The 22,554-nt window shown below is 46.0% G+C and carries 27 protein-coding genes; 13 read left to right on the forward strand and 14 right to left on the reverse strand.

From position 1 onward, the window contains the following. Window positions 1-91: 91 nt before the first annotated feature. The 14 genes from WC647_06135 to WC647_06200 form a co-directional block, all read right to left on the reverse strand. The gene (locus WC647_06135; GenBank protein ID MFA6221875.1) at window positions 92-634 is read right to left on the reverse strand and encodes a hypothetical protein; all 543 of its coding nucleotides are present in this window, start codon (window positions 632-634) and stop codon (window positions 92-94) included. A gap of 7 nt (window positions 635-641) precedes the next feature. Further along, complete coding sequence (locus tag WC647_06140; protein MFA6221876.1) at window positions 642-2,321, reverse strand: FAD-binding protein; 1,680 nt, start codon at window positions 2,319-2,321, stop codon at window positions 642-644. A gap of 75 nt (window positions 2,322-2,396) precedes the next feature. Next, entirely contained in the window at window positions 2,397-3,176 is a 780-nt protein-coding gene (locus WC647_06145; protein ID MFA6221877.1) for a 4Fe-4S dicluster domain-containing protein, read from the reverse strand. A gap of 43 nt (window positions 3,177-3,219) precedes the next feature. Then, window positions 3,220-3,699, reverse strand: a complete 480-nt coding sequence (locus WC647_06150; protein ID MFA6221878.1) for a 4Fe-4S dicluster domain-containing protein — start codon at window positions 3,697-3,699, stop codon at window positions 3,220-3,222. Then, complete coding sequence (locus WC647_06155; GenBank protein ID MFA6221879.1) at window positions 3,680-4,729, reverse strand: hypothetical protein; 1,050 nt, start codon at window positions 4,727-4,729, stop codon at window positions 3,680-3,682. The genes WC647_06150 and WC647_06155 overlap by 20 nt, the downstream gene beginning before the upstream one ends. After that, on the reverse strand, window positions 4,726-5,754 hold the full coding sequence (locus WC647_06160) for an FMN-binding protein (protein ID MFA6221880.1): 1,029 nt from the start codon (window positions 5,752-5,754) through the stop codon (window positions 4,726-4,728). The genes WC647_06155 and WC647_06160 overlap by 4 nt, the downstream gene beginning before the upstream one ends. Then, complete coding sequence (locus tag WC647_06165) at window positions 5,729-6,271, reverse strand: hypothetical protein (protein ID MFA6221881.1); 543 nt, start codon at window positions 6,269-6,271, stop codon at window positions 5,729-5,731. The genes WC647_06160 and WC647_06165 overlap by 26 nt, the downstream gene beginning before the upstream one ends. A 30-nt stretch (window positions 6,272-6,301) precedes the next feature. Next, a complete protein-coding gene (locus tag WC647_06170) occupies window positions 6,302-6,454 on the reverse strand; it encodes a hypothetical protein (GenBank protein ID MFA6221882.1) in 153 nt (50 codons plus the stop codon). Window positions 6,455-6,534: 80 nt separating this feature from the next. Continuing rightward, window positions 6,535-8,241: a hypothetical protein gene (locus WC647_06175; protein ID MFA6221883.1), complete on the reverse strand. Its 1,707-nt coding sequence runs from the start codon at window positions 8,239-8,241 to the stop codon at window positions 6,535-6,537. 42 nt (window positions 8,242-8,283) lie between these two features. Further along, window positions 8,284-8,601, reverse strand: a complete 318-nt coding sequence (locus WC647_06180; GenBank protein ID MFA6221884.1) for a hypothetical protein — start codon at window positions 8,599-8,601, stop codon at window positions 8,284-8,286. A 34-nt stretch (window positions 8,602-8,635) separates the two neighbouring features. Continuing rightward, complete coding sequence (locus WC647_06185; protein ID MFA6221885.1) at window positions 8,636-9,571, reverse strand: NHL repeat-containing protein; 936 nt, start codon at window positions 9,569-9,571, stop codon at window positions 8,636-8,638. Between the two features lie 168 nt (window positions 9,572-9,739). Next, window positions 9,740-10,402 (reverse strand): nitroreductase, encoded by a 663-nt coding sequence (locus tag WC647_06190; protein ID MFA6221886.1) that lies wholly within the window; start codon window positions 10,400-10,402, stop codon window positions 9,740-9,742. Between the two features lie 32 nt (window positions 10,403-10,434). Continuing rightward, entirely contained in the window at window positions 10,435-11,097 is a 663-nt protein-coding gene (locus WC647_06195; GenBank protein MFA6221887.1) for a methylenetetrahydrofolate reductase C-terminal domain-containing protein, read from the reverse strand. A gap of 177 nt (window positions 11,098-11,274) precedes the next feature. Next, window positions 11,275-13,179, reverse strand: a complete 1,905-nt coding sequence (locus tag WC647_06200; GenBank protein MFA6221888.1) for a hypothetical protein — start codon at window positions 13,177-13,179, stop codon at window positions 11,275-11,277. A 151-nt stretch (window positions 13,180-13,330) separates the two neighbouring features. Here WC647_06200 and mtnP point away from each other — a divergent pair, with 151 nt between their 5' ends. The 13 genes from mtnP (at window position 13,331) to WC647_06265 (ending at window position 22,553) form a co-directional block, all read left to right on the forward strand. Then, window positions 13,331-14,116, forward strand: coding sequence for an S-methyl-5'-thioadenosine phosphorylase (gene mtnP, locus WC647_06205; GenBank protein ID MFA6221889.1), 786 nt, complete (start codon window positions 13,331-13,333; stop codon window positions 14,114-14,116). Between the two features lie 63 nt (window positions 14,117-14,179). After that, window positions 14,180-15,892 (forward strand): adenine deaminase, encoded by a 1,713-nt coding sequence (gene ade / locus WC647_06210; GenBank protein ID MFA6221890.1) that lies wholly within the window; start codon window positions 14,180-14,182, stop codon window positions 15,890-15,892. Window positions 15,893-16,057: 165 nt separating this feature from the next. Continuing rightward, window positions 16,058-16,513 (forward strand): transcriptional repressor, encoded by a 456-nt coding sequence (locus WC647_06215; GenBank protein MFA6221891.1) that lies wholly within the window; start codon window positions 16,058-16,060, stop codon window positions 16,511-16,513. Next, complete coding sequence (locus WC647_06220) at window positions 16,514-17,089, forward strand: rubrerythrin family protein (protein ID MFA6221892.1); 576 nt, start codon at window positions 16,514-16,516, stop codon at window positions 17,087-17,089. A gap of 108 nt (window positions 17,090-17,197) precedes the next feature. After that, window positions 17,198-17,569, forward strand: a complete 372-nt coding sequence (locus tag WC647_06225; GenBank protein MFA6221893.1) for a desulfoferrodoxin — start codon at window positions 17,198-17,200, stop codon at window positions 17,567-17,569. Between the two features lie 162 nt (window positions 17,570-17,731). After that, window positions 17,732-17,914, forward strand: a complete 183-nt coding sequence (locus WC647_06230) for a rubredoxin (protein MFA6221894.1) — start codon at window positions 17,732-17,734, stop codon at window positions 17,912-17,914. A 40-nt stretch (window positions 17,915-17,954) separates the two neighbouring features. Beyond that, window positions 17,955-18,533 (forward strand): TlpA disulfide reductase family protein, encoded by a 579-nt coding sequence (locus tag WC647_06235; GenBank protein ID MFA6221895.1) that lies wholly within the window; start codon window positions 17,955-17,957, stop codon window positions 18,531-18,533. 12 nt (window positions 18,534-18,545) lie between these two features. After that, on the forward strand, window positions 18,546-19,169 hold the full coding sequence (locus WC647_06240) for a peroxiredoxin (GenBank protein MFA6221896.1): 624 nt from the start codon (window positions 18,546-18,548) through the stop codon (window positions 19,167-19,169). A 133-nt stretch (window positions 19,170-19,302) separates the two neighbouring features. Continuing rightward, a complete protein-coding gene (locus WC647_06245) occupies window positions 19,303-20,808 on the forward strand; it encodes a multiheme c-type cytochrome (protein MFA6221897.1) in 1,506 nt (501 codons plus the stop codon). Window positions 20,809-20,838: 30 nt separating this feature from the next. Continuing rightward, window positions 20,839-21,009 carry a hypothetical protein gene (locus WC647_06250; GenBank protein MFA6221898.1) on the forward strand — a complete coding sequence of 57 codons (171 nt, stop codon included), beginning with the start codon at window positions 20,839-20,841 and terminating at the stop codon, window positions 21,007-21,009. Between the two features lie 103 nt (window positions 21,010-21,112). Beyond that, a complete protein-coding gene (locus WC647_06255; GenBank protein MFA6221899.1) occupies window positions 21,113-21,775 on the forward strand; it encodes a flavodoxin family protein in 663 nt (220 codons plus the stop codon). 78 nt (window positions 21,776-21,853) lie between these two features. Continuing rightward, window positions 21,854-22,294, forward strand: a complete 441-nt coding sequence (locus WC647_06260; protein MFA6221900.1) for a flavodoxin domain-containing protein — start codon at window positions 21,854-21,856, stop codon at window positions 22,292-22,294. Window positions 22,295-22,394: 100 nt separating this feature from the next. Beyond that, the gene (locus WC647_06265; GenBank protein MFA6221901.1) at window positions 22,395-22,553 is read left to right on the forward strand and encodes a rubredoxin; all 159 of its coding nucleotides are present in this window, start codon (window positions 22,395-22,397) and stop codon (window positions 22,551-22,553) included. Window position 22,554: the final 1 nt, after the last annotated feature.

Here is a 22,554-nt window from a genome sequence, read left to right on the forward strand (position 1 = left end):
ATTTAAAGAAGTATCGGGGACCAGAGTGGAATTTTTTTGTTCAGTTTCTCTCATATGTTTATTTGACCAATCACTAAATGGTCTCAATTAGTTATTTCGGTTTGTGACAACCGAGGCATTCAAATCTGCTGAAAGATTCTTTGCCGTCGTGACACAAACCAGTTGCGCATGTTGCGCACGCGCGAGGGACTTCATAATCCACTCTTGCCTTTTCATCTTCCTGAATCGTCCCCGGCACAAAGAGAGTTGAGGCGTTTTTCCCTATATGCGTCTTCAGGGGAGGAGAGTCTTTCAGGGCCCTCAAAACAAAAGTTCCGTATTGTTGAGCTGCGAACAGACCTTCATGACACGTCTTGCAGTCTTTGTACTTGCCGTTTTTGAACCACATATGTGAATAGTGCCTGAAAACTACCGGACCCGGCGCTCCATACGCAGGGTATGAAATATTCCCTCCGCCGAAAACACTCGACAAGGTAAGTATGCCGAACATTACTCCCGATGCTATCAACAAAACCAAAACAATCCCGCAAAACACCGCTTGTCGTCTCCAATACGGGGCTGGATCCCTTAATTTGGTCAGATAGCCCAAAAAGGCGTTAAGATGACCCGATGTTTTTGGTGAATCAATCGGCATGAAAATTTTATCTCAGAGAACCTACGTACGTTGTTGTCCACTGACGTTTTTTCACTTCCGGAGTGGTGTAGTCAGGCAAAACCATAGGCGAAACTCGGTCTGTGATTATTCCGGAGGCTTCTAGCTCCTTGTGATACTTACGAACGTGTTCCACACTGAGAGCCCCGATGTCTTTTCTTTCGAGAGCGAACTTCCCGGCGGATTCACCAGCCAACCTTCCGAATACAGTTATGTCCAGAAGTGAATTTCCCATCAGACGGTTAGCCCCATGAACTCCACCACCAACTTCCCCCGCTACAAAAAATCCAGGCACTGAAGTAGAACCATCCGAGTTGTATTCGAGTCCGCCATTCTGGTAATGCAGGGTGGGGTAGATCAGCATCGGCAATTTGGAGATATCGATTCCGTAGCGTTTGAACAGTATAAACTTGGCTGGGAATTCTCTCTCCACGGTTCCTGCGCCTTCAAGCAGCTCAATCATGGGAGAATCAAGCCAAACCCCAAATTTGTCCTTTTGTCCCGGAACAGGAACCCCTTTCCCGACCTTCTCGCATTCACGAATGATACTTGAAGATTCAATATCCCGGGGTTCACGTTCGAATACAAACTGGGCGCCATCAACATTAACAAGGTTTGCGCCTGCGCCTCGCACTTTCTCCGTGATCAACAAACCTTCAGCCTGTTCAGGGAATACGGCTCCGGTGGGGTGGTATTGTGTCGCATGGAGGAATCTGACTCGTACTCCCATTCTATAGCCGATGGTAAGCCCATCCCCTGTGGCTCCATAATGATTCGTGGTCATGAATTTTTGCATATGAAGGCGCCCTGAACCACCAGTGGCCATGACGACAGCTTTGGCTTTGACTAGAAAATACTCCTCTGTTTCAAGATTGTACAGAACAGCCCCTGCGCAAAAACCTTTGTCATCCATCAACAGCTCGATCGCCGGAGAGAACTCTATAACCCCAATTGATTTGGCCCTGTTTCGCGCTTCATCCCTCAGGGTTCTCATGATTTCCGCTCCGGTCATGTCGCCTGCGTAGTGCATCCGCTTTCTACATGTTCCGGCGCCATGAAGCGTGAACATTCTCCCATCAGGCCACTTGTTAAACATGCAGCCCAATCCTTCGAGCCACCCTATCGCTTTGGGAGCCTCACTCACCATTGTTCTGACAAGCAACGGATCATTCTCAAAATGTCCACCACCCATAACGTCAAGGTAGTGATAGTACGGAGAGTCCTTCCAACTCTTTGTGGCCGCCTGAATGCCCCCTTCCGCCATCATGGTGTTTGCGTCACCATGTCGCAGTTTGGTTGCGATGATAACCCGGGCTCCAGCTTCTTCAGCTAACAACGCCGCGGCTGTGCCGGCGCCCCCTCCACCAATTATTAGGACATCAGTTTCGTAATGGACCTCATTCAAATCAATCTTGTCAGGATCAATCCGACTCTTTGCTTCAAACTGATCAGCTATTTCCTGAGCGACTGAGTAGCCTTTACTCGGTCCGATTTTCAGTTCTCGTAGCGCTCCATATCTATAGTCGGGATGATATTTCTCAAGTCTGATTTTTCTCTGTTCCAGTGTCAGGGCAGGGAACTCCTCACCGGCCTTTTTTCGCGCTACCCGTTCCGGTCTTGTTTTTTCAACTCTCTTGATCAAATCCAGCAAGTCGTTTGTATATCCCATTGTCGCCTCCACCCAGAAAGGGCTGAGAATGTCTAAAATATTCCTATTCAGAGTTATCAGTTAGTCCAAAAATCCTCATAAAAAGCTCTTGTCGTCAGGAGTCCATTCTTCCGGAGCGTTATGCGGCTCCATTTGCCGGTCAACATATAATTTTCTCAGCGTTTCGAGATCGAAATTTATCAATTTGTTCAATGGCTCTGCATAGCGTCCCGAGTTGATCCGGTCTATCATTTCTCGTACGTGCTCCGCCCGTGGTTTGATATGTTTGCCCGCAATTCGTCTACACATGATGCCTATGTTATACTGTCCCAGCTCGGCTGGACAGCGGGCTGCGCAAATCCCACACATAACACAAGACATTGATATGTCAGCAGCTTTTTCAATATCTCCTCTCAATGCGGCCGAGATATATTCCATCACTGGAATTTCCATTGGACAGGATTTGGTGCAGGTATTACACCCCATGCACTTTGCCAGCTCCGGATAATATTTGAGAATGGTTTGGGCGTCAGGTTTGAGGTCATCCAGATTGTAAACGGCACGGTTGGCCGGGAAAAATGGAATCATAGTCAAATACATGCTTGGCTGGACGACTGTTTGACATGCCAGACCAACGCTAATTTTGGCTGTCCCAGGCAATCGGTAAACCGTGGCGCATGCCCCGCAGATGCCACCCCGACAACCGCAACCCCTGATTAATTGATATCCGGCATATTCAAAAGCCTTTTGAATGGTCAAGGTGCTGGGCACATCATATTTTTTCCCCATGATGAAAATGGGGATCAAATCTTCACGAACAGAAACATCAATTGAAGCCTCAATCTGTTCCGTCGACTTTTGGGCGACCGCAGACATCTTGCAAATCCTTTCTCAATAACTGGGCTAATCTAAAAAAACATCATCTCGCCAAGAAAACCCCGATAACAATTCCTATTATAAGGGCGATTAAACCCATGAAATAATTATCCAGCGCCGTGATTTTCGGCGCAGGCTGTATTGTTTCGGGAACTACCTCATCCACAATGTAATCTTTGTATGCGGTGTCGACTTGAGGGCACGCAAGAACGCATGAGTAGCATTGCTCACAATCTTCTCCCACACATGATTCCAGCGCGAATGAAGTCCTCTGGGCAGTTTTATCAAAACGCTTGGGATCCTTCCGTAACACAGGGCAGGAATCAATGCAATTACCGCATGCCAAGCATGCTTTGTCTCCTGTCACATCGGAGTCTGGATCGGGAATGAAAAGCCTGTGATACGGCTCCATTCCTTGGGAAAGCAACCTGAAACGCGCTACAGGGGGTTCCTTTGTATTAAGGATGGTGTTAGCGACGTCACGATTTATGTTGTCTTTGGAGTTATCTCTTACTGTTGGCATTTCCGCCGCTCCAATTCATTGTGGAATTGGGAAAGTTTAATTCAGGTTTATTAGTAGGTAGGCCGTACTTTTGGCCCACGCTTCCTGAGTTCTGAGGCGAACCCATGATATTTGTCGACACGGATAAGGAGGAAGGTGGTTCCTTCAAGACTCTCGGTGAAGTTTTGTCGGAATCACGCTCTTTCAAATAGTGATCGAAATATTCCTTTGTCATGATTGGGTGGCATTTAAGACAATTGTCGTAGTTGTTTCCTTCGCGACAATCAGCACGGAATATCTTGGTCTTGTAGTGAATTTCTCCGTTGTGGCAGCGTCTGCAACTCTTCTCCGAAGGGAAAGCCACCATCCATCTCGGGTTCTTGGATAGGGAATTCCATGCCTCCCCTCTGGCATCGACAAACTGGGTATCACTCATAGGAAGAAGGCGTCCGCTCTGATAATCATGCGAAGCGTACGCGTGACAAGAATCACATGCAAGATGATTCACCTCGGCGTAATTCACTTCTTTTTCCGCCCTATTTTTGTCTTTTCCGTTGTAACGTTCATGACACTTGGCGCAGGTGTCGTCACGGGCTACAATGTGTTTCCTGTGATCCATAACAAGACCAATTTCCTTCAGTCCTTTCGGAAGATCCTTCAGGTAAACAGCTTTTCTGTATATGGCCGCATAGTGGCAATATTGGCAATTTGAACTCGGGGCTCTAGTACGGAAAAAGATCCCACTCGTTTGATCCGACCTTGGATCAATCTGTGGAACAAAATATGTTATCACATGAAGCAGAGACCGCGCTCTCGATAAAAAGGTATTCTGAGGGCTTCCTTCTATATGGCAGTCTGCGCAGGCGATCAATTCATGGGAAAAGCCCTTGTTCTTTTCTCCTAGTTGCACGGTCATCCAATGAGCGTACTCGGCCTGCGGTTGGTGGCAGGCTTTGCACGAAAAACTTCTGATAGAAGCTTCTCCGGAAGCTAGAACAACCGCCACAGTCAACAAACCAAACAGCAAATATCCGTAGCCGCCACGACTCACTCGGTTTCTCTCTTACTATCAGTTGATTTGCCGCGTCTCTTTTGTCGTGCCGCTTGATACGCCGCAGAAATAACCAATGGACCTGAGTTTCCAATGGGGCATTTAGCTGCGCATCGGCCGCAGCCCACACAATACTTCGACAACTCCAAAACTCTTTCGTAGTCTCCCAATCGAGTCAATAGAACCAATCCCATGGGTATTTGAACGCCTTCCACTTCTTTTACAGGACATACACCTACACAGGATGCGCAATTGTAACAATTGATTGACCTCCCTGTTCCTGGAGTCAGCATCGACTGAAAGGCGTATTCGAAGACCATGAAAACAGCGAACAAAATGGCAAGCGCGTTCAGTGTGACTCGATTTGGAGCCTGACTGATAAAACAATCCAAAAAAATTCTTGAAAACCAATTGTATTCGGGGAAATCCGGTATTCCTTTAGAAAGGGCGTTCTGCACAGCGTTCACATAACCTGTAAGCGTTTCAGTCGCTCCCCTGAGCATTTGTGGTTGGGAAGGGATAAACAGACGCCCTCGATCCAGTAATTCTTTTTGGAAGGGGCCGACCTGATTTTCCAGCACAGAAAACAGATCCGGATAATCAAGGGTTTTTACTCCGTCGATTCGATGATCCTTAACTTGAATCTCAACCTTGATCGGTCCTCGATAGCCTTGTCCTTCTCCAACGTAAGAGCCATTCTTGACCTTGTAAATCCCGTCGCCCCATGGACTAGCCGAGAAGCGAAGCTTATCCACATGTTTCACGTTGACATACGTGACAAGATAACCGATCAACAGGAAAGCAACCACACCGAGAAGATACAAAAATTTAGGGCTGCGATTGAATTGGTAATCCCTGCGCCAAAGGAAGCCTAAAGCTGCGATTACAGAAACCACTAGAATGAAACGACTGGACGGAAACAGCCATGCAACGATGAACGCATACACAACCAGGCGTAAACCTCTGGTGTTTAGCGCTGTCCGCAAGAAATTTAACGGGTCATGAAATAGCTCTGACAACGTCATCAACAAATTCTTTCCCGATTAGACCCTGCTGAAGGCCATGCGTCAAAGACTCTTTTGGAACGATCCCAGACACAATGGCCTGCCTGGTTTGCTGCTGCATGATTTCGAACATTTTTGGAAGCGGCAAATATTGAACACAGTAACTTTGACAATTACCGCACCTTATACATTTCAGGCCTCCGTTACGTATAAAACGATCATAGTCGGCGACTCGTCCGGCCACAACCAACTCGGCCTGAAAAAATATGCCTACCGGGCATCTGTCCTGGGTGGCGTAGCACGCCCGACATTCATAACAGTAAATCGTGGCAGGATTTTTTCGAATTATCGGTTTAATCGTGGTAGCTAACAATGCGGAAACGACCCCGAATAGAGCCACTCTATCAAGATTAAGAGTCCAACCCCTATCTTTTAGGTTACTGAAAAATTGGTACCTATGGATACCCGGCAATATCACAGGTTGATTGGTATCAGACCTTGTCTCGCCTATTTTAGGGGATTTATCGTCATCCGACATCGAGAAATCCTGTTCTTAAATCGCTTCTTATTAATGCGGCAACATGGCCGACATTAGCAAACCCGCAATGAGCCCTCCCAATGATCCCTGGAAGAGTTCCTTGGGTGATGTCATGTCGAGAGACCAGGCTATAATTAGTCCCGACACCACCCCTACAAACGCAAATATGATCCACATCAGCACTTAAATTTACCTACTTCCTGATAGAACCGAATCAGAGAATCCCTTAGCCAACAGGATTGCTTGTCCAAATCCGCTTTCCGTCACGTCGTTGATCCAGTAAGTGTGGCGGTAAGTCTCTTAGACAATGTTTTAGGCGCCATCAGCCCAATAAGGGCTGCGGCGATTACACCACCCAATGCTCCTTGTAAAATCTTCGGAACGTCCGTTTCGAACAAGGCGAAAGCCAGAATTCCACCTCCCAGCGCGCCGCTCACCAAAAAACCGATCAGTTGTAAGAAAAAATTTCTTGACGCGTTTAGACTGAATATTCTGGATCCCAGGAATATAAAGACCACATTGACTCCAGCTATAACTATCGCAAATGCCCCTATCATAATGATATTTCTGGCAAACCCAGGATCTGAAGGTTGAAACAGGGACAAGTTGAGGAACTTCATAAAAATTGCGGCCATAGGAGCCATCACGCCCATTGAAGCAAAGGTATAAGCGCCTTTGATAAAACCCGTCTCAGCCCTCATTGTTCCTTCTCCCATCATTCCTCCGCCTCCGAGGGGAGATGGGCCGCAGGAAGTCGTAGCGTTGATTATATAGGCGGCCATCACTATGGCGAGTTGAGACCAGGTGAGAAAATTGAACTGAGCAGGTCCGAACAAGTACAGCGTTGGAGCAAGGGCAGCGGTGAGGATGCGCGCGCAAGAAAGGGGAAGTATGGTTTGGAACTGAACAAAGATAGCCAGCATACCGGCTACACCAAGAATCTTTATTCCCACCAGAGCGTTCAAAATCGTGGCCAACGCTTTGAATCCACCCGTTGCGGCTAGCGCTCCTGCTGCTAGAAAACCGGCGGCCATGGCGGTTACCGGCAAAAGAATTATACCTTCGAGCAAATCATTGAGATGAATCCGACAAATCAGAATCATGAGAAGTGCGCCGGATACCAAGACAGATTGAACGGGCATTTTTCCCAAAGGCTGAAAAATAGCGATTAGCAGTGAGATCACGAATATCCCCAAGGCTATAAAACCTTTGACAGGGGCTTTGACCTGTGAGCCCAATGCGCCGCCTTGAGCGACCAGACCAGGAGGAGCTTCTCTCAAAGCCACGTCATTAGGAAACATTTTCTGACTGACAAGTTTTAGAAATAGAGCCACAACAGCGGTACCGAGCATCAAGGCGAAAGCCTGAGGAGCCCTAAGTATTCCATCTGAGGCAGTGGGAAAAAAACTGCCTAGAAATCCTTCAGCTATTTGACCTACGCCCCCAATAGGGGATGGTCCGCATGAACCCATGGCGTTTCTCGTAAACGCCCCTATCAGAACGATAAGTTGGGATTTGGTCAAAATCCCCAGACCGCCCTCAAATCCAAAAGTGAAAAGTAGAGGCAACAGAGCTGCGGCAAGAATCCTGCCGCACGGTAAAGATGATATTACCGGTAGGTTTATCAAAATGACGAGAGTACCTACCAGACCTATTGGACTTCGTCTGAGGTATCCTAAAATCGCTTTTAACGCTTCAAAGCCACCAGAGGCCTTGAGTCCGCCGGCCAGGAACAACCCTGTCAACAGGGCAGTTATAGGATGAAGGATAATCCCTCCCAAAAACTCATTTGGAAGTAGGACAACAGAGTCCCAACCGTAGCTGTAAAAGCGAAAAATACCACCTATGATCAAACACAGAACCGTCGACATAACCAGCACTGTTTGGACGGGAGTTCTGATGTAGCCAAAAAGCGTCAGCAACATTAGACTAAGAAAAATACCGAGAGTTATGTATCCTAAAAACTCCAAAAAATCTCCGTCGCAACAATCATTTGTCGAGGTTCATAAGATCTATTTTTGAAATGCGCATTTGCCTTTGGATCTAAACCAAATCGGGTCAATCATATACCCATCTGATGCTTTGAAAACCTTCACTTCGGAACCAATTCCAATCTTACCGATACATGCGGAACAGGATGTAAGCTTAGCCTCAATTTCCCTGCCCGAACTCAACCTGACTATGGCTGTCCTTATTTCTCCCAGGAAATTCTGAGGCCCGCAATCGTCAATAGAAATGACCATGCCCCTGACGGACCTCCTGGTCCTGTAGATTTCCGCCATAAGAAAAACAGCGACTAAAAAAATTAATGTTACGCTTTCCCAATCCATTTACGCTGCGCCACAGAGTTCAGAAAACACTGCTTTAAAGATTCTTGAGGCCAAGTTTGATCACGGCTCCTTTGCCTGAATCCGCTACATAAAGGTTTTCATTTCTAACGGCTAAAGAAGTAGGCGTCTTAAAGAGAAGATCGCCATTGGAGTCCACAGTCGGGAAATCCATCGGCTTACCAATGGAATCAAATTTCTGAAGTCTATGGTTACCTGTGTCAGCTACCAAAAGCGAGCCGTCATGATCTAGAATCATACCCTGAGGAGAGTTGAGACGCCCTGTCTCATTTCCTTCTCCGGCAAAACTTCTCTCGAAGTTTCCGTCCTTGTCAAAAACTTTCACGAGTCCATGTTTACTGTCGAGAACCATAATTTCGCCACTAGGGGTGACTTGAGAGGCTGTGGGAAGACGGAACTGGGAGTCTCCATCCCCCAAATCTCCTATTACGGAAACTAGTTCAAAGGACTCGAACACCTGAATTCTGTGATTCCTTGTATCTGCGACAAACATTCTGTCTTTGGAATCCAGACATATTCCCTGTGGAGTGGCGAACATTCCAGCTATTGATCCAATGGAGCCTACCACTTTGTATAATTTACCCTCCGGATCAAAAATCTGTATTCTGCAATTATTTGAATCAACAACATAAACGAAGTTTTTGGAGTCAACGGCGACACCCTTGGGGAAATTAAAAGCGCCGGGCGCTGATCCCGGTTTCCCGAATGAGTTGATGACCTTTAAATCGTAATCAAGGAGAAAAATTCTGTAAAGGGAAGGATCTGTAACGACCAGGTTACCGGTCGAATTGAAAATTATGCAGAATGGAGTATGCGGAACACTATCCTGAATTTCGTAATAAGGTGGGGAATTTGTTCCGTTCTTGTGAGAAAACGCGTTAGAGGTCCCGTGAGAAAGAACCGAAATCGCGGCTGCAGCCCCTATTGATTTTATAAAATCACGCCGTTTCATGGCGTTTTGTGAACTCCTGGATTTCCCGATCGCGCTTCAGGTTGGCGACCGTTTATCCCCCCATGGTCTTCTTCTCGTCCGAATTGATTTCAGCCAATACTAATACCCCAAGACAAGTCAGTCAAGAAACACTTCTAATTCTTATAGACCAGACTAGTCAATTAATTATCAAGCGAAACGTATAACTTCCTCCAATGGCGCTCGATCACTTCTGAATATCGCCGCCGGCGCATCCTGGATCGGATATCCCATGGCGATACCAATGACGATTTTCTTACTTTCTGGAATGTCCAGAACCCGTCTAACAACATCAGGGAAGTGCATTGAAGCTGCCAGATATATGGACCCCAAGCCATGCTCCATCGCCACGTAACATATGGTGGTTCCGATTGATCCGATGTCAAGACAAGAATACTGCTCATTAAGATTCTGGTCTATGACCAAATATATGACTGAAGGGGCTCCGAAAAACTTGTACATGTTAAGGTAATGGTTTAATCTGCCTGCTTTGTCGTCGCGTTCTATTCCCATAAAGGTTAAAAGATCCCTACCCAAATTCATGTAGCGGTCCTTGTATATCCCGGAGAAGTTGATAGGCATCGTAATATCGGGCCTCGGAGGAGTTCCCTTCTTACCTAATTCTTCGAATTCGTCAGAGAGTTGCTTGGTTTTTGCTCCGTCTGCAACGACGATTTCCCATGGCTGGGTGTTTCCCCACGATGGGGCCCAACGTGCTAAATCAGCTATTGTTAGTATTATTTCTCGTGGCACAGGAGCCGGGCGAAAAGCCCTCACACTCTTACGATTGCGAACCACTTCTTCAAACTTCATGGGTTTCCTTTCGCGTTTCCAGCATCTGGAACTCAAAATCTTCTTTGATAATCTTCTCTAACCAGCTTTGCGGGATGTTCGCTCAGTCTGAAATCCCTGGGTGGGGTAATCTTTGCAAGGATATCGAGACGGGACTGGCTTTTTAGGCGTTCAACAATTTTCACCCACGCACAATCACGGTCAGGGCTCGTTTCACATTTTCCATTCGAAGGACCACCACAAGGCCCGTTCAGTAGGCTTTTGGCGCACATCGTGACGGGACAAATTCCACCGGTCAAGCCCAGATAGCATTGGTTGCAAGCCTTGCATCGCTCGCCCCATATACCGGCCCCTTCATTAACGCCTATGAAGCTGGTGTCGACTCCGGGGAAAACGGGTTTATCAGGATACATTTCCGCTATGAACTGGATCCCGGCCCCGCACGCAAGCGACACCACCGCGTCGGCTTGAGCGACCTGATCCCTTAACAAAGTGAGGAATTCTCTGTCACATTGACGTTCAACGGTGGCTGCAAAAGACTTGAAGTCTCTATCACGAAAAACCAGTTGAAGTTGACTAGCCAGAATTCCCGCTTCTTTCTCTCCTCCGGCAAGACACACGGCTACACAGGTTCCACAGCCCGCGACCAAAACCCGGGAAAAATCACCCAACATATCGACTACTTCCTCAAAAGGCTTTGGTTTGGCTACAATCACTACGACCTCCCAGAAACACATAGCTATGAGCTGCTTCCCAGTGGTCTATGCCTCATTTATGATCAATTTGTGAAGGCTGAGATTTAAGAAAGCACGCCATTGAAAATAACGAACGCGCCATTGCATGTCAAGTTCGTATTAGATGCGAGCGAACGGCTCTTGAGAGATTAAACAACATCATTTTATAACTTCAGTGGATAAAGATGTCTTGTCACTGAAAACAACTGAAACGGTTAGTCGGGAATGGGGATCGGAAAGAAGTCCATTATCAGCCGCATACAAGTAAATAGTCCTACGACCCGAGACAGGCGTATTCATAGGGCCGCCTTTGACGTTAATTAACTGATATATCTTTGGATAAAGCGCCACCCCCAAAAACATTCCCGGAGCCTTGGGATCACTCGACCACCTTACTGAACCATCCGGGCCCAACATGTCTATTCGGAGAAGTTTTTTGTTTTCAACCTGAAGCTTCATGATAAATGCGCCATCCAGGTAACCATCTTTTCCGGGCCGTGTTGAGGTATTAACGAGATCGGCTATGAACCCTCTGAACTCGCAGCTAATAATCCCTTTGGCTTTAGGACCGGGCTCAGCCTCGGGAGCTACGGTGGATGTCGTAGCCAGGGCCTTTTTCACCATTTGTTGATAATAAGAACCATCGGCCAGGCGAATAATGATCCTTAGCTGCTGATTCGTTTCAGCAAGATCTCCGGGATCGCTTGCATACAAATAAAATTGGGTTCTACCTTCAATGGGGATCGATATAGAACCGTCAGGCTTGTTAAGCAGAGCAGTGGGAGCCCTCTGATACGCAACGCCGATTCCCCATGCTCCGGGGGTAGTGCCGTAGGTTCCCCATTTTCTGATTACTCCTGATGTACTATTAATCTCAATGCCAGTAATGGTGTTCTTGGGATTTACGTCTATATCCAAACCAAAAACAGCGTCAGGCTTGCCGTCGGGTTTCATTTCGGGATAAGGACCCACAGCGTCGGTAGGAAAAAAACCTAACCATTCACCCAAAAAATTCACCTGAGTTTTTTGGGCGTCGGAACTCTTGGTGTCCGAAGTCTCTTTAACAGGCTCAGGAGTCTTTTCAACCTTGGTCCAGTAAATCTGGCCATCAGAAAACGCGACATTGATGCGAAAATCTGTCTTATCTTTCTCTATGGCGCCATTGTCAGCCACATAAAGGTTTAAATCTATTTTATCTTTGACCGCTAGTTTCACGGATCCATCCGTATTGTTGATCAAGCGAGTGGGATCGGTTTTTAAAGCGACACCAATTGGAGAGTTCTGACTATTTGGAACAGTATCCCAAACCGCCTTTTCTCCATCGATGTTTCTGATCTCGATGGCCGTAATTTCTCGATTCTTTGTTTCCAGAGAAATAACAAAAAGGGCGTCGGGTTTGTTATCACCCTCGATCTTTTTGTCGGTCCCCACCGCGTCATAATTTGAAATTCCCTTGAGATACGCGGACATCCTAACGGGATAAACCCCCTGTTTGGATGTTTCAGCGGAAGCGCCTACAGCGGATTCTTCAGTTATTGGTTTAGTGAATACGGAGCCATCTGTAAATGTTACTCTAACGTGATATTTGCGTTCGCCTTTCGAAAAAAGACCGTCGTCCGATACCAACAGAAGCAAATTTTGATCTGTTAAAGCTCTGGTTTTCAATTCTCCTTCTTGACGATTTAAAATATCAGAGGGATTTTTCGCCAGAGCCACCCCAAGGAAGTTAGCATTAGATCCGCCTACATGAGATGTCCAAATTTTCGAGGGATTTGAAGCTGTGAGTTCTATTTCTTCAATTTTTTTATCAGCAATGGGAGTAGAGAAGGACAATGAAAATACTGCGTCCGGAGTGCCGTCGGGTTCTGCTTTTGTTTTTCCGACTCTGTCTGTTTTCTTTACACCGAGAAAAGAACATGCGCCGGTCGGTTCATTTTCGGCATTGAGAATTGCGGACCAACCACAAAAAAACAACAGAAAAACAAGCGCTAACGATGTTTTTGTGAACTTGCAAGGGTACAGTTTACTAGTTCCTCCGGATAAATGAAAAGATTTAAAATTCATTTACAATTCAAAATCTATTGCATAACATATTGGAATGTCAATCTATAAGTGCTGTAACCACGCAATCTTTTTATAAAGCGAAATCAAAGACGCCAATATGGACAACATCTCAAATTAGAGGCTGAATATTACTAAAGTTAAGGAGAACAAGTTGATTAAAATAGGGATTATAGGTGGATCAGGCTTTGATGAGCCGGATTTTCTGGTTTCTCCAAAAGCGGTCAAAATAGGGACACCATTTGGCCATCTTTCTTCCGACCCGGTCTTGGGCAAATTGGGTTCAACCGAAGTCGCTCTACTTAATCGTCACGGCAGAGGCCATCGAATTGCCCCGGCTCAAGTAAATTATCGAGCCAACATCTGGGCCATGAAAGAGTTGGGCGTCACACACATTATAGCCACCACCGCTTGCGGTTCTTTGAGGGAAGAGATTGAACCCGGTCATCTTGTATTCCCTGATCAATTCATTGATTGGACAAAAAACAGAAAATCCACCTTCCATGAGGGGGACCAAGTGGCGCATCTGGCCATGGCGGACCCCTTCTGCGACCGTTTAAGGCAGAGCTTGATTCAGTCCGCTGCCGGATTAACGATCAAAATGCACAATTCAGGAGTAGTTGTAACAATTGAAGGTCCCAGGTTTTCAACAAGGGCTGAAAGTAAAATGTTTCGACTTCTTGGAGCGGACATAATCAACATGTCTACTGTTCCTGAAGTTACTCTCGCTAGAGAAGCGGGGATTTGTTACGCAACCATTGCAATGAGCACGGATTACGACTGCTGGAGACATTCTGACGAGCCTGTGTCATGGGAGATGATTGCCCGTACCATGAAAAATAACGTGGATAACGTCAAAAAAATATTGTTGACGGTGGCGCCTGAGATAAAATTTGATGACTGTTCCTGCCGAAAAGCTTTAGTTGGAGCCCTTGTTTAAAGCCCGAGTAAACTAAGCATTCTTTAATGATACAGCGCATATTTTAAACTGTGGAGTAACTCAATGAACTTGAAAGAGAAGATCAGCGTGGCGCTCGGAAATGAGCCGTTGGATTTACTGCTCACAAACGCGAAGATTGTCAATGTTTTTTCAGGGGCTATTCAAACCGCTTCTGTCGCGGTTCATGAAGGATTAATTATTGGCTTCGGTGAATACGACGCCAAAATCAAAATTGATCTCAACGGCGCGTATCTCGCCCCAGGTTTTATCGACGGACACATTCATCTTGAATCAAGTATGCTCGCAATACCAGAACTGGCTAGTAATATTGTTCCTTTGGGAACGACAGCGGTAATAACGGATCCCCATGAGATAGCCAACGTGCACGGAATAAAAGGAATACAATATATTCTGGATTCGAGCGCTGATTTAGCGCTGAGAGTTTTTGTAATGTTTCCTTCCTGTGTCCCGGCCACCTGCTTTGAAACTTCAGGCGCTACATTGGGGCCACGCGACATGATACCCTTCAAAGATTCCCCTCGCGTCCTTGGACTTGCTGAAATGATGAATTTCCCGGGAGTGGTTTCTATGGACCCGGATGTTTTGAGCAAAATTGATGTGTTCAAAGACAAAGTCAAGGATGGCCACGCCCCTGGGCTGTCAGGGAAAAATCTAACAGCCTACAAAATAGCAGGTATTGGATCTGATCACGAGTGTTCCAGTCTTGAAGAGGCTTCCGAGAAATTGGATCTGGGAATGCGGATCATGATTCGTGAAGGCTCAGCGGCCAAGAATCTTGACAGTTTACTCCCATTGGTAAACAGACACAATTCACGAAACTTCATGCTGGTGTCGGACGATTTGCATCCTGACGACATTCTGCTCAAAGGCCATCTGAATTACCTGCTCAAAAGGGCTACGAGTAAAGGGCTTGATCCTATAACCGCAATTCAGATGGTAACAATAAATCCTGCCACGTATTTCGGCCTGAATGACCTTGGAGCTATTCTACCGGGTTACAAGGCTGATATGGTTGTTTTGGAAGATCTGGAGAATTTTAAGGTAAGGAATGTTTACTGTTCAGGTAAGGAGGTTTCCAAAGAAGGGGGATTAGAGCCTCGACCATCTGAAACAAAAGCCCTGAAACTTCCACCGAGTTTTAATGTCGCATGGAATAGGACGCCAAATTTCAATTTGAAAGCGGAAGCGGAAACCGTAAATGTCATACAGGTAATCCCAGGACAAATTGTGACGAAAAGAGCGGTTAAAGCAGCCAGAATTGTTGATGGAATGGTGCAGTCGGACGTATCCGAAGACCTGTTGAAGGTATCTGTTATTGAACGGCATCACGGCACAGGCGCACATGGGATTGGCATAATATCAGGATTTGGACTCAAAAGTGGCGCGATGGCTTCTTCCGTGGCCCATGACTCTCATAACATTGTTGTGGTGGGAGTAGACGACTCAGATATGCTGGTAGCTGCGAAAAAAGTAGCCGACATGGGAGGTGGGCTTGCTATCGCCGAGGAAGGGGTCATTAGAGCGTCTCTACCTTTGGAAATAGCCGGTTTGATGACCGATTTGCCGATTGAAGAAGTTAGAGAAAGATTAGGTGATCTACATAAGGTCGCTAAAGAAATGGGATGCTCTTTGGAAGCGCCATTTGCAACCTTATCATTCATGGCGTTGACCCCGATTCCTGAATTGAAAATTACTGATCAGGGCTTATTTGACTCATCCAATTTCAAATTCGTGTCTTTGTTTGACACTGTTTAGAGAGAATACATCGAACTTTCAGGCGAAAGGTAGTTGTTGCCTGAACATTTAAGGGCGGCCCGGACAAAAATTCATAAAATTTTCTGGAAAGACTGCTCTTGACAATCACAAGGCTCGAATTATTAACTAGTAATAGTTACTATTATGAGTCAACGGTGGTTCGAGATGGCCGGTAATTTACGCGAAACTTCGCAAAGAAGAATTATTCTCGAAGAACTGTCGAAGGTGACTACTCATCCTACAGCGAACGAAATTTATGAAATAGTACGGAAACGTTTGCCGAGAATCAGCTTGGGAACTGTATACAGAAACCTGGAACTTTTATCTAACTCAGGGCTGATCCAGAAACTTGAAGTGGCCGGCACTCAAAAACGATTCGATGGGATAGCCAAGAATCACTATCACATTAGATGTGTCAGATGTGGTCGATTAGAAGATCTGGATCTCCCGGCCCTGAGGTCGATCAACCAGTCTGCGACTTTAGTAAGCAATTACGAAGTGATGTGGCATCGGCTTGAATTCGCCGGCTTGTGCCCTGAATGTCGTGGCCTGAAAATGGGGGACAAGAGCGTCCCAAGAATAATAAAAATAGAACCAAATCGTCATGAAAGGAGAGGTTAGATGGTTTCATTGAAGGGATCAGACACGGAAAAAAATCTCTTGGCGTCATTTGCAGGTGAGTCTCAGGCTCGAAACCGGTACACGTATTTCTCGTCAAAGGCTCGTAACGAAGGCCTGATTCAAATTGCTCAAATTTTTGAGGAAACAGCAAATCAGGAAAAGGAACACGCGAAACGTTTCTTCAAGCAGTTGGAAGGAGGTGAAGTTCTGGTCAATGCGGCTTTTCCGTCAGGAGTTGTGGCCGCAACGGCTGAAAACCTGAAAGCCGCCGCAGAAGGCGAGCATTTTGAGTGGAGCGAATTGTACCCCGGCTTTGCCAAAGTGGCCAGGGCCGAAGGCTTAGAAGCTACCGCACGTATATGGGAAGCTGTTTCAGTGGCTGAAAAACAGCATGAAAAACGTTACCTGGATCTGTTGAGAAACGTTGAAACAGGCAAGGTTTTCAAGAAGGATAAGCCCGTTGTGTGGCGTTGTCTGAACTGCGGATATCTACATGAAGGAACGGGAGCCCCTGAGGCTTGTCCTGCCTGTGCGCATCCAAAGGCATACTTTGAACTCCTTGCGGAGAATTGGTAGATCTTGCCCGTAGAAAATCGAACTTCATATTCGATTTTCCCGGCTCTGGGTCTTCAATCAAAAACCAATCAATTATGGCCGCTAAACTAATCAGGAGGTTTTAGAAAAATGACGGAATTGCTTCAGATTTACAAATGCGCAGTCTGTGGAAACATTGTGGAAATGATTCATACTGGGGCTGGAGAACTGGTATGTTGCGGTGAGCCAATGAAAGAGTTTGTCGCAAACACGGTAGACGCTGCGAAGGAAAAACATGTTCCGGTCAAGGAATCTGTAAATGGTGGCTTCAAGGTAAAGGTAGGAAGTGTTCCCCACCCGATGGAAGAAAAACACTTTATCGAATGGATAGAAATTATAGCTGATGGCAAAGCTTACAGGCAGTTTCTTAAGCCAGGTCAGTCTCCAGAGGCGTTTTTCCCGGTTTCAGGTGATTTCACAGCTCGTGAGTACTGCAATCTTCACGGACTTTGGAAAGCCTAAGATTATTTGGTACTATCGAGCTTCCTCTATTGCTCTGAAAAATAGAGACATCTAGTTTATCCTGTTTAATATTGCATAATAAGGTATTGCGCCGGTTTGTATAGAATCTTTTTGGATTCAGGGACCACCCCATAAACCGGCGCAGATTATGAGGAGGACAATATGGAATCAAAAATGAAAATCTATCAATGCCAAACTTCAAACTGCGGATATATGTTCAACCCCGAAAAAGGTGATCGCAAAGGAAAAATCGCTAAAGGAGTTTCCTTTGAAGATCTCCCTGATGATTGGAAATGCCCGATCTGTGGCGCAGGCAAAAAAATGTTTATTCCTATGGGGATATAATTCACGTTGTCGGTTATTTGACTCTTGTTTCGAGGCGAACATGCAAAAGAGAAACCTTTATTTCGCTCTGGCGGTCATATTGATGTTGTTTGCGCCTGTTCCTGCTGAATCGTCACAGGAACTGACAATCAATGCTGACACGTTGAAAAACATCAAATTTGATGCGCCGGAAAATTTGGTTGACAAAAAATATCTTGGATTACCAGATGGAAAAACTTTCCATCTAGGTCAGGTACGATCTAACTATCTGATAATCGAACTTTTTAGTATGTATTGCCCTGTTTGCCAGCGTAGCGCTGGAACAGTGAATCAAGTTTACGATTTGATTCATAATACTCAGGGTGTCCGGGATAATTTCAAGGTTATAGGAATAGGAGTGGGCAATACTCCCTACGAAGTAAGTGTTTTTAAAAAGAAATTTCAAGTGGGTTTTCCGCTCATCGCAGATGACAATTTCGTAATTCAGAAAGCTCTGTCCAATGACATTCGCACGCCGACGTTCATAGTCGCCAAACTTTCGGGGAAAGGCCAGTTGGGAATAGTTTTTACTTGGGTCGGAGAGATTAAAGATGCGGGCGAGTTCATCAGAAAATTAGAAAATACATTGGGTTCACATTAGAGGTTAATGACCATGATCAGAACAAAGAGTCTTTTTCTCACGGTGTTTTTGATCACTTTGGTAACTGTGGGCGCTTTCTCAATAAGTTGGAGCAAGTCGCTTCCTGCTGAATCGGGAATTTTTGATCCAGGTCAGCTAAAACCTACGGAGAACTCACCTACCCTTAAGGTGGGAGACCAGGCTCCGGATTTTACGCTGCCCGCTATCTCTGGCGGTACGGTTTCACTGAGCCAGTATCGGGGTAAAAAAAATGTGGTTCTATCTTTTATTCCGGCGGCCTGGACCCCGGTGTGCTCACAGCAATGGCCTGGTTATAACATTGCCAAGGATATTTTTGACAAGAATGACACTATCTTGCTGGGTATTTCAGTAGATAATATTCCGACTTTACACGCTTGGACACAAGAAATGGGGACTCTGTGGTTTCCTGTGCTGTCAGACTTTTGGCCTCACGGGGATGTAGCGAAGAAATACGGAATCCTTAGGTCCAATGGGGTTTCAGAAAGAGCGTTGTTTTTGATCGATAAAAAAGGCGTCATTCGTTACATTGACGTTCACGACATAAATAAAATGCCTAGGCTGGAAGAACTAGCTCAACAACTTGAAAAGTTAAACAGTCTCGATACTAACAAATAGGTTCAATTCAGCAAAAATAAGGCGGGCTTTCAGAACCGGCCTGGATGATCCGAATTAGCGTTTAAGGATGGCTTAAAAGCTTATCGCAGAGTTTCCGATTCTAGTGAACACTAAGATTGGATGGTATGGAATCATGGCCAAATTACAAGCTGAATTTTCGTTGGTTATTATTCTGCAGTGCGTTTTACTGGCGGTCTTTCTTTTGACTTCTGAAGGCTTTTGTGAGGACCAGGTCATCAGTGATTCATCCCAGGATTGTATAGCGTGTCATAGTTCCGTGACACCTACAATTGTCGCTGACTGGCGTAGAAGCGCTCACGCGAAAATTACTCTTAACAAGGCCCTCGAAAAACCTGAACTGGAAAGACGGGTTTCAGTCAAATCTGTTCCGGATCAACTCAAGAATGTCGCCGTCGCTTGCGCCGAATGTCATTTGATTAATTCGGAGGCCCACACGGACTCGTTTGATCACAATGATCAAAAAGTTCACCTTACAGTTACTCCCAAAGACTGCGCCACATGTCATCCGGTCGAAGAATCTCAATTCCAGAAAAATATAATGGCGTTCGCTCATACCAATCTCTCGAAAAACCCCCTGTTTCAAACGCTCCTGAACACAATAAACGGGACCCAGGAACTGGTTAAGAAGGGGACAGTAATCCAGAATCCTGATGAAAAAACCAATTCGGAAACCTGCTATTCGTGCCATGGGACAGAGTTGAAAGTCATTAGCAGGAAAACCAGATCCACAGATTATGGTGACATGGAATTTGTCCAGCTATCGGGCTGGCCAAATGATGGAGTAGGGAGATTAAACCCTGATGGTAGTCGAGGTTCATGTTCAGCCTGTCATACACGTCATCAATTTGCCATCCAAATGGCGAGAAAACCCTACACATGTTCCCAATGTCACAAAGGTCCAGATGTTCCGGGGTACAAGATTTATTCGGTGAGCAAACACGGAGCCATTTTTTCATCACTTCACAATGAATGGAATTTTAAGGCTGTTCCCTGGACAGTTGGAAAAGACTTTACCGCTCCGACGTGCTCAACCTGTCACATGAGTCTAATAGTGGATCCTGAAGGGACGGTCGTGGTTAACCGTACCCATCAAATGAACGACCGACTTCCCTGGAGAACTTTTGGATTGATATACGCTCATGCTCATCCGAAGTCTCCGGACACATCGATAATTCGAAATGCCGATGGATTGCCCTTGCCGACGACTTATCAGGGCGTTCCTGCTTCTGATTACCTGATTGGGCCTGACCAAATGAAAGAGAGAAAAGAGACATTACAAAAAGTCTGTTTGTCCTGTCACACCCCAGATTGGGTGGCGGGCCATTGGGCTCGTTTCGAAAACACTATTCAGACGACCAACGCTATGACTCTTACCGCTACAAAAATATTGATTAAGGCCTGGGATCAAAAACTGGCGGACAAAACAAATCCTTTTGATGAAGCGATTGAAAAACAATGGACGGAACAATGGCTCTTTTACGCAAATTCCACGCGGGTGTCTTCAGCTATGCTTGGAGCCGATTACGGAGTTTTTGATCGTGGATGGTGGTTCATGTCCAAAACAATTCAGGACATGCTGGACAGATTGAGTTTTCTAGCAGATGTGAAGAAAAGATAAACATATTGTGAAAAAGGAGGTTTGTACAAGATGGAAAAAATTACGTGGAAATGTTCAAAATGCGGCTACACGTATGAGGCCGAACCTGGAGTAGTTCCGGCCGAGACTTGTCCAACGTGCAAGGAGAAATGCGAATTCGTGAACGTCAGTTGTTACATCCCGGAATGCGGAATGGCGGGGCAGGATCCTCGACTCAAGTAGATTAACATGTTCCTCGGCCAGAACCTTTTTCAAAAATATAAACGGTTTTTTCGGAGAGATACATGACGCGTGTGGCTTTAATTGCTTTTAACAGTGATCAGATGTGCTTTGTGCACGTTTTAGAGCCGTAGAACCTCGGGACAAAGGCGTTCCTGGAATAGAGCGTAATATGAAGGTGTTAGGAATATTTGGCAGTCCGCGCAAAGGTGGTAACAGCGATTTGTTATTGACCGAAGCCCTGAAGGGGGCTGAATCGCTTGGCGCTGAAACAGAAACGATACGGACATTCAAATTAAAATTAAGCGGCTGTCGTGAATGCGGAGGCTGTGACAAAACAGGGGTTTGTGTAGTCAAAGATGACATGGATTTAGTCTATCCCAAGCTGATTGAGTCAGAAATAATCATGCTGGCCAGCCCAATGTTCTTTTACGGAATTACTTCCAGCGCCAAGGCCGTTATTGACAGGTGCCAGGCTTTGTGGAGCAGAAGAATGCTGGAGAAGGCCCCTGAACTGAGGAAAAGGTATGATTCGGGACATGGTTATCTGATCGCTGTGGGCGCTACCAAAGGGACCAATCTTTTTGAAGGGTCGGAAATGGTGGCCAAGTATTTCTTCGACGCGCTGGATAAGAGCTATAACGGTGGCCTGTTTGTAAAGTCAGTTGAAGGCAAGGCGGCGATTAAGGACCGACCGGATGTCCTGGCCGACGCTTTTGAGCTTGGGAAAAGGGCTGTCCTGGGAGAAAGTTTCCACGTCGCAAAGTGAGCAACGGTGTGTTGGGGCTAATTTCAGGACTAATCAAAGATCCAAAATAGAATGTCTTCAATTGAGAGGAGTTTAGGAATGGGAAAAGCGCTACTGATTTATGCTACCAGGTCAGGCCAGACGCAGAACATAGCGGACCTCATAGCCGAAGGAATAAGATTCACCGGGGCTGACGCCAAAGTGGTTTCCGCGACCCAGGTAATCAAGCAGGAAGATCTTGAGGGATATGACGCTTACGTGTTGGGATCAGCCACTTATCATGGTGAGATGATGCAGGCCATGAAGACGCTGCTTTTTCTTGCGGCGAAATTGGATCTTGGCGGCAAGATCGGAGGTTCATTTGGCGCATTTGGTTGGAGCGGAGAAGCTCCAGATAGAATTTACGATACGATGCAGAACATTCTGAAGATGGACATGATCGGGGGGCCTTTGAGACTGAAATCCGCGATCATACAGGGCGGGATGCAAATGGCGCAGGATTACGGTCGGGAAATCGGCAAGAAGATCACAGGCAAATAACGGTCCTCTATTTCATGATGACGAGGACAGCCGGAAACAGACGATTCAAAACTTAATGACCTGGATTTAGGTCAAAATTCATAGAGAAGGAGACGAAAACATGGAAAAATATGTATGTCAGGTATGTGGTTATGTTTATGATCCAGCGTCGGGGGACCCCGATAATGGAGTGAATCCAGGCACGGCTTTTGCCGATGTGCCGGCTGACTGGGTATGCCCGGTTTGTGGGGCGGACAAGGACTCATTTTCACCTGAATAGC

The organism is Desulfomonilaceae bacterium, assembly GCA_041662605.1.
GTDB lineage: Bacteria > Desulfobacterota > Desulfomonilia > Desulfomonilales > Desulfomonilaceae > CAJBEZ01.